13 protein-coding genes are annotated in these 12,991 nt (G+C 64.8%); 4 read left to right on the forward strand and 9 right to left on the reverse strand.

All coding sequences use genetic code 11. From position 1 onward, the window contains the following. Positions 1–463: 463 nt before the first annotated feature. Both G0D83_RS21970 and G0D83_RS21975 read right to left on the reverse strand, forming a co-directional pair. Positions 464–1,057, reverse strand: a complete 594-nt coding sequence (locus G0D83_RS21970) for a L,D-transpeptidase (protein WP_164196800.1) — start codon at positions 1,055–1,057, stop codon at positions 464–466. Positions 1,058–1,528: 471 nt separating this feature from the next. After that, on the reverse strand, positions 1,529–1,699 hold the full coding sequence (locus tag G0D83_RS21975) for a hypothetical protein (protein ID WP_164196801.1): 171 nt from the start codon (positions 1,697–1,699) through the stop codon (positions 1,529–1,531). Between the two features lie 390 nt (positions 1,700–2,089). On the opposite strand from G0D83_RS21975, the gene G0D83_RS21980 reads away from it, so the two are divergent. The 3 genes from G0D83_RS21980 to G0D83_RS32840 all read left to right on the forward strand — a co-directional run bounded on the left by G0D83_RS21980 (position 2,090) and on the right by G0D83_RS32840 (position 4,428). Next, complete coding sequence (locus G0D83_RS21980; RefSeq protein WP_164196802.1) at positions 2,090–2,746, forward strand: hypothetical protein; 657 nt, start codon at positions 2,090–2,092, stop codon at positions 2,744–2,746. 383 nt (positions 2,747–3,129) lie between these two features. Then, a complete protein-coding gene (locus G0D83_RS21985) occupies positions 3,130–3,969 on the forward strand; it encodes a DUF6692 family protein (RefSeq protein WP_164196803.1) in 840 nt (279 codons plus the stop codon). Positions 3,970–4,107: 138 nt separating this feature from the next. Next, positions 4,108–4,428: a hypothetical protein gene (locus G0D83_RS32840; protein WP_370457298.1), complete on the forward strand. Its 321-nt coding sequence runs from the start codon at positions 4,108–4,110 to the stop codon at positions 4,426–4,428. 87 nt (positions 4,429–4,515) lie between these two features. Here G0D83_RS32840 and G0D83_RS21995 read toward each other — a convergent pair whose 3' ends face one another. The 6 genes from G0D83_RS21995 to G0D83_RS22020 form a co-directional block, all read right to left on the reverse strand. Continuing rightward, the gene (locus G0D83_RS21995; protein ID WP_164196804.1) at positions 4,516–5,166 is read right to left on the reverse strand and encodes an aldolase; all 651 of its coding nucleotides are present in this window, start codon (positions 5,164–5,166) and stop codon (positions 4,516–4,518) included. Beyond that, positions 5,163–6,416 (reverse strand): 3-oxo-tetronate kinase, encoded by a 1,254-nt coding sequence (gene otnK / locus G0D83_RS22000; RefSeq protein WP_164196805.1) that lies wholly within the window; start codon positions 6,414–6,416, stop codon positions 5,163–5,165. The genes G0D83_RS21995 and otnK overlap by 4 nt, the downstream gene beginning before the upstream one ends. A 46-nt stretch (positions 6,417–6,462) precedes the next feature. Continuing rightward, positions 6,463–7,962 (reverse strand): tripartite tricarboxylate transporter permease, encoded by a 1,500-nt coding sequence (locus G0D83_RS22005; protein ID WP_164196806.1) that lies wholly within the window; start codon positions 7,960–7,962, stop codon positions 6,463–6,465. A gap of 24 nt (positions 7,963–7,986) precedes the next feature. After that, complete coding sequence (locus tag G0D83_RS22010) at positions 7,987–8,487, reverse strand: tripartite tricarboxylate transporter TctB family protein (RefSeq protein WP_164196807.1); 501 nt, start codon at positions 8,485–8,487, stop codon at positions 7,987–7,989. 103 nt (positions 8,488–8,590) lie between these two features. Beyond that, positions 8,591–9,541 carry a tripartite tricarboxylate transporter substrate binding protein gene (locus G0D83_RS22015; protein ID WP_164196808.1) on the reverse strand — a complete coding sequence of 317 codons (951 nt, stop codon included), beginning with the start codon at positions 9,539–9,541 and terminating at the stop codon, positions 8,591–8,593. Between the two features lie 74 nt (positions 9,542–9,615). Then, entirely contained in the window at positions 9,616–11,016 is a 1,401-nt protein-coding gene (locus G0D83_RS22020) for an NAD(P)H-dependent oxidoreductase (protein ID WP_164196809.1), read from the reverse strand. Positions 11,017–11,192: 176 nt separating this feature from the next. On the opposite strand from G0D83_RS22020, the gene G0D83_RS22025 reads away from it, so the two are divergent. Then, positions 11,193–11,885 (forward strand): GntR family transcriptional regulator, encoded by a 693-nt coding sequence (locus G0D83_RS22025; protein ID WP_235940149.1) that lies wholly within the window; start codon positions 11,193–11,195, stop codon positions 11,883–11,885. Positions 11,886–12,464: 579 nt separating this feature from the next. On the opposite strand, the gene G0D83_RS22030 is transcribed toward G0D83_RS22025, so the two are convergent. Further along, positions 12,465–12,991 (reverse strand): FadR/GntR family transcriptional regulator (locus G0D83_RS22030; RefSeq protein ID WP_203595638.1); only part of this gene is annotated, 527 nt, incomplete at its 5' end.

Raw genomic sequence — 12,991 nt, forward strand, 5'->3', positions numbered from 1 at the left:
TGTGGCGCCGAGGATGATGCTCAGGCGATTGCCCTACCCTGCACCGGAATCGCATAAGCGCCAATAAGTTGAATATGATCGGAGTAGAAGCTTCATCGTTGACCGACCGTGCGTTCACCGCGGCGCGGGACGGGTGTGCGTCGACGCTTTGCAGGAAGAGGGCTTCGTGCTCAGCGCAATCAGCCTCGCCGGCTTCAGCCAGGGCGGCTGCCTTGCACTGGAGTTGGCCGAGCGAGAGAGCGCGGGGCTCTCCGCCGGCCTCATCGGCAGCGGTGATGGCGAGGAGTCGCCCTGCGACGATCTCTACGGTTTCCCGCCCAAGCAGATTGACTACCCACATTTGGCACGCCATTCGGCGGCAGAACACCGGTCTAGGCCTATCAGAGCCCTGACCTACAGGCCGCAACTGATTAACAGGCAAGCATAGCCGCGCCGCAAACCTGTTTGGAAAATGGGGTTCACCTCACTCAAGCCGCTTGGGATGCAGCACGACGCGTGCGTCCATCGGAACCTGGTCATAAAGCTGGGTGATCTGGTCGTTTATCAGGCCAGCACAACCGTTCGAGACCGCACGCCCAATGCTGCCCGGATCATCCGTCCCGTGAATGCGGAGAAAGGTGTCACCGCGTTCTGGAGTGAAGAGATAAAGCGCCCGTGCGCCGAGCGGATTTCCGGGACCACCGGGCATGCCGCCATCGGCGTACTTCTGATATTTTTCCGGTTCCCGCTCGATCATGCCGGGGGTCGGCGTCCAGGAGGGCCACTCCTTTTTCGCACCAACGTAGTATTCTCCCGGCTCGTAAAGGCCATCGCGGCCGACACGGATGGCATAGATCCACGCCTGTCCATCTGGAAGCGACCAGAAAAGACGGTAGGCGTCTGGAAAGACATGGACTTCGTTCGCTGGAAGAGGGGTCGCAAGTCGAATGAGTTGCGGTGGTATCACACTGGGGGCCGGCGCTGAGGCCTGTGCGCGTAGAAGTCCGGGCACCGCTAGGCCCGCTGCGGAGGCGAGGCCGAGCTTCAGAGCAGTACGGCGGGTCGTCAGGGCATTCATAGATATTCCTTTCCTTCAGCGGCCCGAGGTTGGTCGGCCAGAGAGGACTAGTAGACTTAACTTAATTGGAGCTTAGCGACTGTGGGAGGCGTCGCTTACGGCCGCGCAGCCATCGTCATACTAGGAAATCGGCCGGATGCGTGATGACACAGGCGCGGAGGGGCCAACGCAGATGCGAGCGACCTGCGAGATCACGGGATTTGGGGATACGCAATGTCTCTCTCTCCGCACAACGTTTCGGGAGGCACGCGTTTCTTTTGCCGCTCCCATCTAGAAGGGAAATGTGTGGGGTGAGCATTGAGTTCCAAGTATCTGGTGGATTGAGAGAGGCGAAGCTGCCTCGACACCCGAACCCTCCCCCATATTGGCTCGAGTGCGGCTCCTCGTAGTGGCAGCCCTCCGACCCTTGCGAAGACAGGCGACAGCACTGAGGTAGGCCGCAATACCGGCCCGGCCGCGCGGGCAGGGATCTTAGGCGCCCCAGCTGCCCGGAACCGTTACCCGGTAGAAAGGCGCCGGCGCCGCTTCGGCGTCCTTCACGGGACCGAGACGGACAGCATCCACCGGACCCTGCGCAAGCAGGTAGGCGATCAGCGCCTCGGTGTCCGTATCGCTCAGTTGCGCGCAGGTCTGCCATGGCATGGCGGGCGCCGGAGCCCGGCCGTTGGAGCGCGCCCCCATGCCAAATCACTTCCAAGACTTCGGCATCGGTCAAGAGCCCCAGGCCGGTCTTGATCGGGATCAGGTTGGATGTCCAGAAAAGTCCCATGCTAGGGATCTCGAAACCGACGGTCCCACAAGACAGGTCGGGCTCGACCATCGGAATGCCATCTGAACCGCGTGGCATGCCCTGACTTACGGAGCGTCGCGCTCACGATCCTCCGTCTTCGAGCCAAACACGGCGATGCCCGATTGATCCAGATCATGGACCTTCCAGCGCTGGAATCCTGCATGCTTGGCCTCCCGGCGGATCAATGCCCGGGGAGACATGACATCAAAGCGGCCTTCACTGCGCGGCCGAGGAGAATGAAAATGAAACTCAGCACCTTTCCGGCGCTCCTGCTCGCATCCACCGTCGCCCTTGCGGGCGCTGTCCGGGCTCACGAAGCGGGTCAGGGATGGGGTGGCCAGGGCATGATGGGCAACTCTTCCGGAGGGTATGGCGGAGGTGGCTATGGTCACGGCCAAGGCATGATGCAGGGGCAGATGCCACAGGGCGGCTATGGCCAGGGCATGATGCAGGGTCAAGGCAGCCCGGCTGACATGATGGGCGGACAACGTCCAATGTATCCGCAGCGCTTACCTCAGCAGAATTATGGAAATTTCGGACCCGGGATGATGAATGGCCAGCCCCCGATGTTTCCCGGTTCAAGCTACATGGACCGCGGCATGATGAACGAGATGATGCACCCCGGCCAATTTCGAGATGGGCAGGGCTACATGGACTTGGGACAGATGTTCCAAAGCATGGAGAGCAATTTTGCGGACGCAGACTCCGACGGCGATGGCGTGCTTTCAGCAGAAGAGTTCGAACAGCTCCACCTCATCATGGTTCGGCCCGTTCTTAGTGACAGATTTCAGGCTCTCGACGAAGACGGGAGTGGTTCGTTGAGCACGGACGAGATGGCCGCGCCCGGCCATTTGATGGACCGCATGCGCCGGTTCTGGGGTGGGAGCCAAGACAACTGACTTCAGGCTGTATTGTCCCTGAAAAGCTGCTGGCCCAGATAGGTGGCTGGGCTGGCTGACTTTTACGCGGGAGGCGACAGGTCCTCCCGTTTTGGGTAGTTTATGGCCCGTTGGTGGTACAGTGCGAAGACGGGCGGGCGCCGGTGAAATGCGCGTCTGACCGCCACGGCGATCGGCGGAACATTCGAGCAGACTCCTCCCAGCCTTGTCGATAAAGGCGGATGGCATCAATTCCATCAGGCCCTTCGCCAAGGCGTTGCCTGCGCGTGCCGTAAATTCGCTGCCCGCTCTTTCACACTCCCTCCCATGCGAGCTCACATTTTAGGGAACCCTCCAGCGCTGGAAGGCCGTTGAGCCTGAGAGCGACAAGCATGGAGGTGCCGATGACCTATTCCCGCTTCGCCCTCATGATCCTCGCCTCGACGGTGATCATGTTCGGGCTGATGTATCTCAACACCTACGCTTTCGAGCATGTCTTCTTCAGCGAGACCCGCGTCTATATGGCGATCGTCATGGGAGCGACCATGGCATTCGTGATGCTCGCCTTTATGGCGGCGATGTATCCCAGTCGGGCAGTCAATATCGCCATCTTCGCGGGCAGCATCGTCGTCTTCGCCGGCGCGCTCTGGCTGGTGCGCAGCCAGGTGACCGTGAATGGTGCAAGCTACATGCGGGCGATGATCCCCCACCATTCGATCGCCATCATGACCTCCGAGCGGGCAGGTATCGAGGACGCAAGGGTGCGCAAGCTCGCCGAGGGCATTGCCACGGCCCAGAAGAAGGAGATCGCTGAAATGCGCGCGCTGATCGCCGATGTCGCCGCCGGCAACGTGGTGCGCGAGATCTACGAGGATCCGCCCGCGCGGCAGGGAAGCCTGCAGGACGCGCTCAGCAACACGCTCCTGTCGACGCTCGATCCGGCACCGCTGACCCCCGAAGAGGCAGGAGATGCGTTGCCCGAGGGTGAGACTTGCTCCTTCCGCCGTACCCGTACCGAAGACCCGGTGCTGATAGCCGCCGCCGATGGCAGCGCCGCCGTCACCAAGCTCAACGGCATCATCCTTTCGTTGAATGCAGGCAACGCCGAGCGGTCCTACAGCACCGAGGGGCTAGAGATGGCGGTCGAGCAGGTCGATGCGCAGCGCTCGGACAGCCAGCTGACCTTCCGACTTACCCCCGGCCCCGAGGCGATCTACCGCGGTTTCTGGTCCTGCAGCGGGTAAGGTCTCGTTGCCACGCCTTCCATCGCGCTGCTCCCTAAACGGACTGGGAAGCGGGAGCGCCCTTTGCATTAAGACATGTCTCAAAAAACGTGTTAGGCAGTTGGCTCCCCACCGCTGGCGAAGGAGTGCGGTGCACTCATGGAGGATCTACGGACCCGCGTGACGGTGCTGGAAGCCGATGGCAAGACGGCGGTCATCGTGGTCTGCAATGACGTGCCTCAGGGCTTCATCGCGCTCAGGGACGAGCCGCGGGACGACGCGGCGAACGCTATCGCGCAGCTCCGCAGGCTCGGCACCTCCTCGGTCATGCTGACGGGGGTCGGCGCCGGAGCTGACCGAGCCGGTGCACCGGCTCTCGGCGGCGCGGCCAGCGAGCAGGATCACCAGTTGCGTGCGCAGGAATTGCTCATGAACCCGAGCGGCGTGTCGCGCGACGCCGCACAGACTAATGGCAAGTAGGTTGAGCCATTCCGAAAATGACCTTGAGCAATATCGAGAAGTGCCCGGGGCGGCGGCAGAGGCGCTCCGCTTAACCGGATACGAAATTCACTCCTGCCAATCCACATTGAAACGCGCCACCAGCGCTGCAACGTCTCCCTCGCCCAGCATGCGGGGTGACAGGCCGCGCGTCATCATCGCCAGCCGGGCCCCTGCCTCGAGCTCTTCAATGGCGTGGACTGCTGCCTCGAGGTCCTTGCCCGCCACGACCGGTCCGTGGTTGGCCAGCATCACAGCCGATCGCTTGCCCGCCAGCCCCCGGATCGCGTCGCCGATCGCCGGGTCACCGGGCATGAAATAGGGCAGCAACTTCACCCGGCCGAGTTTCATGATCGGATAGGGCGTCAGCGGTGGGAGGAAGTCGTCCGGATCCGCATCGGGCATCATCGACAGGGCGACGGAATGGCAGGCGTGCAGGTGCACTATGGCCCCGGCGGTGCCCCGCGTTTCGTAAAAGGCGCTGTGCAGCGGCATCTCTTTTGTTGGGGCATCGCCCTCGACATGTTCCATCTGTGCGTCGAAGCGACTGAGCCGCGACGGGTCGAGGGTCAGGAAAGATGTTCCGGTCGGGGTCACCAGCAGCCCGCCATCGGGCGTACGCACCGAGATGTTGCCCGTCGAGCCATGCGTCAGCCCCTGCGCGTAAAGCGTCGCCGCATAGGTGCAAACCTGTTCTCGCAGCCGGGACAGCTCGCTCATGACCGCGCCTCCAGAACTGAGAGCGCCTTGGCGAAGAAATCGACGTCGCCGAAGTTGCCGGACTTCAGCGCCAGAGCCAAGTCCCGCCCCTCGGCCATGACCGCGGGCACGCCCGGCGCGATCTCGGGGCCGATCCGCAGCGCGGTGAGGCCAAGCCCTTCAACCACCGCGCCCGAGGTTTCACCACCCGCCGTGACCAGCCGCGTCACCCCGCCGTCGACCAGCTGTCGCGCTGTCTCCGCAAAGAAGCTTTCCAGCCGTTCGGCGATGGTCTCCCGCCCGTAGCGCTCCTGCGCCGCCCTGACCGACGCGGGATCGGCCGACGAGTAGACGAGCATCGGCGAGGCGCTGTCGAGCGCCGCCCCTGCAGCGGTCTCGGGCGTCACGCGGCCCTCCATCACCGCATCCGCAGTGATCTCGAGGGCCGGGTTCGCCTCGGACCAGCGCGCGATCTGCGCGCGGGTCATCTTCGAGGCCGAGCCGGCGATCAGCGCCCCCTGCCCGGGCATTCCGGACCATACCGCGCCCGCCGGATCAAGATCGCCGTCGGCCATGAGCATCGCCGGAAGCCCCATCGCCACGCCCGAGCCGCCGGTGACCAGCTTCAGCCCGCGCGTCGCCGCGCCGATCGCCCGCAGGTCGGCATCGCTCACCGCATCGATCACCACCAGCGGGCGCACCGCCGCGGTCTCGGCGCGGATCGCCTCGGCGATGGCCTCGGCCCCCCGGAACACGGTGGCGGCGGGCACATGGCCCACGCCGCGCGTCGCCTGCCCGGCAAGCCAGCGGCGGATGTCGGGGTCGGTCATCGGGGTCAGCGGGTGGTGCTCCATCCCCGAGTCCGACAGCAGCCGGTCGCCCACGAACAGATGCCCCTGGTAGACCGAGCGCCCGGTGGCCGGAAAGGCCGGGCAGACGATGGCGCAGTCGGCCCCGAGCCGCTCCATGAGCGCCTCGGTCACTGGCCCGATATTGCCCTCGCGCGTCGAGTCGAAGGTCGAGCAGTACTTGAAGAAGATCTGCGTGCAACCTTGCGCCAGCAGCCAGTCCAGCGCTTCGAGAGACCGGCGCACCGCCTCTTCGACCGGCATGGTGCGGGTTTTCAGGGCGACCACCCCGGCGTCCACGTCTTCCGGGGCCGGCCACTGCGGCACGCCGGTAAACTGGATGACGCGCATCCCATTCTTGGCCAGCATGCTCGCAAGGTCCGAGGAGCCTGTAAAATCGTCACCGATGCATCCGAGCTTCATGGTCTGTCTTCCTGTAGGCTTGGTGTGGCGGGCCCATGCCCGCAGGTCAGGCGTCGCGGGTCTGCGCGCGGCTCTCGCGGTGACGACGGATCATCGGCATGATCACGGTGAACACCAGCAGCAGCACCGCGACCGCCAGCAGCACCGCGCTGATCGGACGCTCCAGGAACACCGACCAGTCACCCCGCGACATGGCCAGAGAGCGGCGCAGCTCGCTCTCGGCGATCGGGCCGAGCACCACGCCGAGGATGATCGCGACCAGCGGGAAGCCGATTTTCTCGAGCAGGAAGCCCGCAAGGCCGAAGCCCAGCATCAGCCAGACATCCATCATCGAGTTCTGCACCGAGTAGGTGCCGACGACGCAGCAGATCACGATGATCGGACCAAGCACCGAATAAGGCACGTCGAGCAGCTTCGACAGAACCGCGATGAACGGCTTGGAGAAGATGAGAATTAGCACGTTGACGATCAGAAGGCCGACGAAGACCGCGTAGATCAGGTCGGAATTGCCGCTCATGAAGGTCGGCCCCGGGGTCAGCCCGTGCACGATGAAGGCGCCGAGGATCACCGCCGTCGTGCCCGAGCCCGGGATCCCGAGCGCAAAGAGCGGCACCAGCGCCCCCATAGCGGCGGCATTGTTGGCGGCCTCGGGGGCGGCGACGCCCTCGGGGGCGCCGCGGCCGAAACGGCTGCGGTCCTTCGACCAGCGCACGGTTTCGCTGTAGGCCACCATCGCCGCGGTCGAGGCGCCGATGCCCGGCAGAATGCCGATCGCGGTGCCAAGGAGCGACGAGCGAAGGATCGCGCCGCGGATCTGGCGGAGGATCGGCCAGTCGAAGATGCGGATCCGGAAACTCTTCGTCGAGAGGTGGATGTCGCCCTCCTGGCTGCGCTTGAGCACCTCGGAGATGGCAAAAAGGCCGATAATCACCGGGATCAGGTTGATGCCGCTCATCAGTTCCAGGTTGCCGAAGGTGAAGCGCTCGGTGCCGGTCAGCGGGTCGAGCCCGACCGAGGCGATGATCAGCCCGATGCAGACGCCGATGACGCCCATGATCAGGTTGCCACCCAGCGAAGCCACGACCGTCAGTCCCAGCACCGCAAGGGCAAAGAACTCGGGCGACGAGAACTTCAGCGCGATGCCCGCCAGCAGCGGCGTCGCGACGATGAGCACGATGGTGCCGAACATGCCACCCACCGCCGACGACAGGATGCCGATGCCGAGCGCCTTGCCGGCCTCGCCCTTCTGGGTCATCGGGTAGCCGTCGATGGCGGTCATCACCGCCTCGGGGGTGCCCGGCGCGCGGTAGAGGATCGCGGTGATCAGACCCGAGAAGACGCTCGAGGCGTAGATCGCCGTCAGCAGCATAAAGGCGCCGGTGGGCTCCATCGAATAGGTGACTGGCAGCAGGATCACCACCAGGATCACCCCGCTGATCCCGGGAAGCGCGCCGCCGACGAAGCCGATCAGCACGGCCGAGGCCAGAATCAGCAGGTTCATCGGCTGCAGGACGACGCCGAAGCCGCCCATCAGGTCGCTAAGCATGTCGTATGTCCTTTCAGGCGTCCATCACGGAAGTGGAATGTTGAGCAGGCGATCAAAGACCTCGCTGACGATCAGCACGGCGACGGCGGTGTTGAGTACGATCCGCAGCGGCCGGCGTTCGCCCAGCACCATGGTGGCACCGAAGGCAAAGAGCCCGGTGGCGATCAGGTAGCCGGTCAGACTCATCACCAGCGTGTAGCCCAGCGTCAGCCCGAGGATGACCAGATGCCGCCAGCGCTGTCCGGTGACCTTGTCGCGCACCACCGCCTCGTCCGGCGCGTCCTGCGGCAGATCCGCAAGCTCCTCGTCGGTCTCGCCGGTGAACTGTCCGGGGCCGCGCGCCCGGAGCAGCCCGGCCATCGCGACGACCAGCGCCAGCATCAGCACCAGGACGCCGAGCGGCCAGGTCCGCGGGCCGACGAGGGTGGACACCTCGTGGCTACCCGGGAACTGCAGCGCATGCCGCAGGAAGTAGAGGCCGGCAAGAAACGCGACCGCGGTGAAAGTGTACAATCGTGTCGTCATGGCAAACCCCGTCTGAGGCCTTCGGCGCGCGCATCGGCGCGCCGCCCGGGTGATCCCGCTCCGATCCGGTGCTGGCGCCCGCCGTGACGGGCGCCGGCGCGGATCAGTAGTCGGCCAGAAGCTCTTCGAAGAATGCGAGGTTCTTTTCAAGCTCCGCGCGGTATTCGTCGCTGCCCAGCCAGCCAGGGCGCACGTCAAGGAAGGTGCGCGCGGCGTAGGCCTGATAGGGCTCGGAGTTGAAGATATCCTCGAAGACCGCCTCGATCGCTGCGATGGTCTCGGGCGGGGTCTTGGCATTGATGAAGATGCCGCGTTCGTTCCCGAAGGTCAGGTCCCAGCCGTTCTCCATCGTGGTTGGAATGTTGGGATAAGCCTCGAGCCGCTCTTCGGCCAGCGCCAGAACCGGGATCATCTCGCCCGACTCCATGTAGCCCTGGATGGCACTGATCTCATTGAACATGCCGTCGATGTTGCCGCTCAGCAGGTTGGCCGAGGCCGCGCCCTCGTTGTCATAGGGAATGAAGCTCAGGTCGAGTCCCGCCGCCTCGTTCAGCCCCAGAAAGGCCATCCGGTCGACGCTGGCGGCATGGGTGCCGCCGATGATCAGCGTGCCGGGGTTCGCCTCGGCAGCGGCCATGAAGGCCTCGAAGCTCTCGTACTTCTCGGGATTCACCACCAGCATCAGGACATCGGACTGCATGCGCGCGACCGGCGTCAGCATGTCGAGCCCGATCGGGTTCTGACCCGCGGCGCGGCTGGTGATCAGCGTCGAGGAGGCGAACTCGATGGACTGCCCGTCCGGCGCGGCGGTCGCCGTGCGCTGGTGCGCGATCGCCCCTGAGGCGGCGGGCAGGTTGACGATGGTCACATTGGCGCCGAGACGCTCCTCCAGCATCGGCTGCACGGTGCGCGCGAAGTTGTCGGTGCCGCCCCCCGCGCCCGCTGCGACGAAGGCGGTGATCTTCGACGGCTTGTAGCTGTCCTTCGCCGCCACCGATCCGGCTGCGAGCGTGACCGCGGCCGCGAGTGCGATAGTCCGATAAGTGAAGTCCATGGTTTCCTCCCTTGGGTTTGAATGTCTCTTTCCCCGCTCCGGCATGGCGGCACCGGAACGCAGTCACAAGGCGCTCAGGCCGAAAGCCTTTCGCGTGCAAAGCGCCGGTCCTGGTCCTTGCGCAGGCGCAGCAACTCGCTGTCCGGGTCAAGCTGCAGATCGCCCATGCGGATCAGCTCTCCGGCCCGCACGTCGCGGGCCAGAGTCGCGTTCGACGCAAGGTAGAACGGCGCGGGCGCCTGCGGGTCCAGCGCCACGCCGAGCAGCATCCGCGACGAGACGCCCTCGATCGAATGGTGGTGCCCGCCCATAGCCAGATGCGTCCCCGCGGGGAAGTCTCGGTCGGCATGCGCCACGAGATCGACCTGGTGCACGGGCTGCTCGGCGCCCGAGGACACGCCCCTGAGCCCGATCTCGAAGACCGTCGTCGCGGCCTCCATGCCCAGCAGGTGCCGCGGGATGAAGATCATCGCGGTCTGACCCGTGCGGCTGACAAGGTGCCCCTTGCCGCGCAGCAGATCCCAGGTCTCGTCGTGGATGCAGCGCACGACGACGAACACACCGCCGGCAAAGCTGATCTCGCCCGGCTCGCGCAGGCAGTGGAAGACGTCCAGCACCCCGGCCCGCGACAGCAGCCCCCCCTGGCCCGCCTCACACAGGATCGACGCGACCTCGTCGATGCGGGCGATCGGGCAATGCAGATCCGGGCGGTCAGGCGACATGCCGCAGGCGTTCGCGACAAGCGTCATCTCGCACAGGTCGGGAACGGCGCGCTGCGGCAGCATGGCGGTCGCGGCGGCGCGGCGCGCGACCATCTCCGCGCAATCGGCATCGCCCAGCCGTTCCAGCCCGGCGAAGGTCGGAACTTCGACGACACGGCCGTCCACGCTCATGGTCCCTGCGTCGCGGTCATAGACGAAATCATATTCGCTCGACTTGCCGGCAGACACGATCTCCAGCCCAAGCACCTCGGCCCAGGTTATTAGACCGATCAGCAGGCTCGGCTGGTCGCCATCCACCGGAGAGACGATAACCCCGCGCTCCCGGGCCATGGCCGCCAGCCCCGGCCCGATCACGCTGTCGACCTCTTTCGACACCAGGGCCACGTGACGGCCCTTCTCGATCGCCAGGCGCGCATGGCGTGCGCCCACCTCGGGCGCGCCCGTGGCCTCGACCACGACCGAGACCGGCAGATCCGCAACGGTGGCGAAATCCCCGGCGGCGATATAGGCACCTTCGTCCCAGGCGCGCCGCGCCTCGGCGGCGTCGCTGCAGGCGCGGATATCCTCCTCGGCAATTCCGACCGACCGCAGGCTCTCCACCGCGATGGCGCTCTCGCGATCGACAGCAACGCGCACGGACAGGCCGGGAACCACCAGCCCCTGCGCCAGAAAGCTGCGGCCGAAACCGCCGGTGCCGATGATGCAGCACTCGACACTGCGCGTCCCACGATCGAAGTAGCTGTGGTGGTTCATTCTTTCCTCCTGCCGGGATCGACCCGCCAGTTGCATGCAAAATGGCAAAAATCGACCTTTTGGAGTGCGATTTCAGTCGATTTCCACATCTGTTGCATGCAATATAGCGATCGTCAAACGATATCTTCCCCTTTCCGTCGCACTATGCCTATTTTTGCATGCAATCGGAGGAGAGCATGAGAGACCAGCAAGCCGAGCCGCCGCGCGGCACGCGATCCGCATTCGTGACCCAGCAGGTGCGTGACATGATCACCAGCGGAGAGCTGGAGCCAGGCAGCCGCATCAACGAACGCATCCTTGTCGAAAAGCTCAACATCTCCCGCACCCCCCTGCGCGAGGCGTTCAAAATCCTCGAAGGAGAAGGGCTTATCTCAATTCGCCCGAACGCAGGCGCGACGGTGGTCACCCTATCGACAGAGGATGTTGAGGCTTCGATCGAGGTGCTGATCGGGCTAGAAAGCATTGCGGCAGAACGCGCGGCATTGCATGCAACAGACGCCGACCTGAGTGAGCTGACCGAGCTGCAGGAAAAAATGACCGAGGCTTGGCGCGCTGGCGAGCTGATGAACTATTTCAACTACAACCAGACGATCCATCAGAAGATCGTCGACGCCGCGCGCAATCCAGCACTCAGTCGCGTCTACGCCAGTGAATCCGCTCGCATCCGCCGATTCCGCTTTGTCGGCAATCGTGACGCAGACCGCTGGGCCCGCGCTGTCCGGGAACACGAGCAGATTCTGGACGCGTTGAAGCGCCGCGAGGGCGCCTTGCTGCGCGAAATCCTTCGGTCACACCACCTCTCGGGCTGGCGCTCAGCGCGCCGGGAGCTGGAGCTCAAGGCAACCGCACAATCAGGACAAACGGCTTGAGTGCCGAAAGCAGAACGGCCGCCCCAGTCGGGACCTCTGTCGTCAATGACCAGGGCGACTCCACGGCGAAGATCAGATCACGGTTTGCCGGCGAAACGCGCGCGCCGATCACTTCGCCGAGGCTTTAGGAAGTATGCCCCGTCGTCCCCTACCGTCACCCCATCCCACCATAACCCATGAAGCTGACGCTCGGCTTGCTGCCATCTGAGCCCATCAGGCAGCGCCAGTGGGCGCCGCTCGGACCGATCCGCACGTAGACCGCGCTTCTTGAACTCGCGGCCTGCGATCCAACGACCTTCAGCCTGTCGGTGGTTTTCGCCGCCAGCTTGGCCCTGCAAGCCCCCACGGCCGCATCGCTTCAGGAAAAGCGGCCAACGACGAAGCCTTTGGTCAGCGGTTGAATCTGCGGGTCTTGGGCACAGGCGCCAAGGGCAATAACTGTCGCAACCATCGCGAACGTCCGGGTGTACTCGACCATCGTGGGAGTCCTCCTATAGTGCCAATCGCGATCTTCTTGCGGCACGAAGGAGGCTGGCGAACTCGTGCGCCCCCGCTCCCGTATGGGCGCTTCTTTGCCGTTCATGTCCGCGGCGCCCAGCCCTTCGCGCCCAGCCCCGGCAGCCCGGCGCCCCGCATTGCCGTCGATATAGTATCAAGATGCGCTTGCATCGCCGCCGCCGCGCGGTCCGGATCGCGCAATGATATCGCCGCCGCAATGGCCTCGTGCTGAGCGGTGTGGCGCTGGGTGAACTCGCTGACACCAAGTTTGCGATAGGTCAGCTCCCACTCGCGCTGCCAGGCCGCGTGACGTCGCACCCCCGCAAGATAATCCAGAAGCCCCAGCAGGATCGGGTTGCCGGTCACCTCCGCGATGCCCCGATGGAAGGCCGCGTCGAGCTGCTCGCTCTCCGGCCGCGTACGCGCGCTGCGGCCACGCCGCGCCAGGTCCGCCGATAGTGCCCCGCGGCGTGGTGTAGGAAGCCGCGAGCGTCGGTGATCGCGAGGCTGGCGGTCATCGTCGATCTTCGAAGTAGGTTTGGGTTGCGACACCTGAAACCTGAGACGGAGATGACGATGACCGACGACAGAATGGCTCTGATGGAGCT

The sequence above is a fragment of the Salipiger sp. PrR003 genome (genome assembly GCF_010500785.1).
GTDB lineage: Bacteria > Pseudomonadota > Alphaproteobacteria > Rhodobacterales > Rhodobacteraceae > Salipiger > Salipiger pacificus_A.

Excerpts from the sequence above, each read along its gene's own strand:
- G0D83_RS21970 (WP_164196800.1), bottom strand. The coding sequence starts at position 1,057 with ATGAATGCCCTGACGACCCGCCGTACTGCTCTGAAGCTCGGCCTCGCC.
- G0D83_RS21975 (WP_164196801.1), bottom strand. The coding sequence starts at position 1,699 with ATGCCATGGCAGACCTGCGCGCAACTGAGCGATACGGACACCGAGGCG.
- G0D83_RS21980 (WP_164196802.1), top strand. The coding sequence starts at position 2,090 with ATGAAACTCAGCACCTTTCCGGCGCTCCTGCTCGCATCCACCGTCGCC.
- G0D83_RS21985 (WP_164196803.1), top strand. The coding sequence starts at position 3,130 with ATGACCTATTCCCGCTTCGCCCTCATGATCCTCGCCTCGACGGTGATC.
- G0D83_RS32840 (WP_370457298.1), top strand. The coding sequence starts at position 4,108 with ATGGAGGATCTACGGACCCGCGTGACGGTGCTGGAAGCCGATGGCAAG.
- G0D83_RS21995 (WP_164196804.1), bottom strand. The coding sequence starts at position 5,166 with ATGAGCGAGCTGTCCCGGCTGCGAGAACAGGTTTGCACCTATGCGGCG.
- otnK (WP_164196805.1), bottom strand. The coding sequence starts at position 6,416 with ATGAAGCTCGGATGCATCGGTGACGATTTTACAGGCTCCTCGGACCTT.
- G0D83_RS22005 (WP_164196806.1), bottom strand. The coding sequence starts at position 7,962 with ATGCTTAGCGACCTGATGGGCGGCTTCGGCGTCGTCCTGCAGCCGATG.
- G0D83_RS22010 (WP_164196807.1), bottom strand. The coding sequence starts at position 8,487 with ATGACGACACGATTGTACACTTTCACCGCGGTCGCGTTTCTTGCCGGC.
- G0D83_RS22015 (WP_164196808.1), bottom strand. The coding sequence starts at position 9,541 with ATGGACTTCACTTATCGGACTATCGCACTCGCGGCCGCGGTCACGCTC.
- G0D83_RS22020 (WP_164196809.1), bottom strand. The coding sequence starts at position 11,016 with ATGAACCACCACAGCTACTTCGATCGTGGGACGCGCAGTGTCGAGTGC.
- G0D83_RS22025 (WP_235940149.1), top strand. The coding sequence starts at position 11,193 with ATGAGAGACCAGCAAGCCGAGCCGCCGCGCGGCACGCGATCCGCATTC.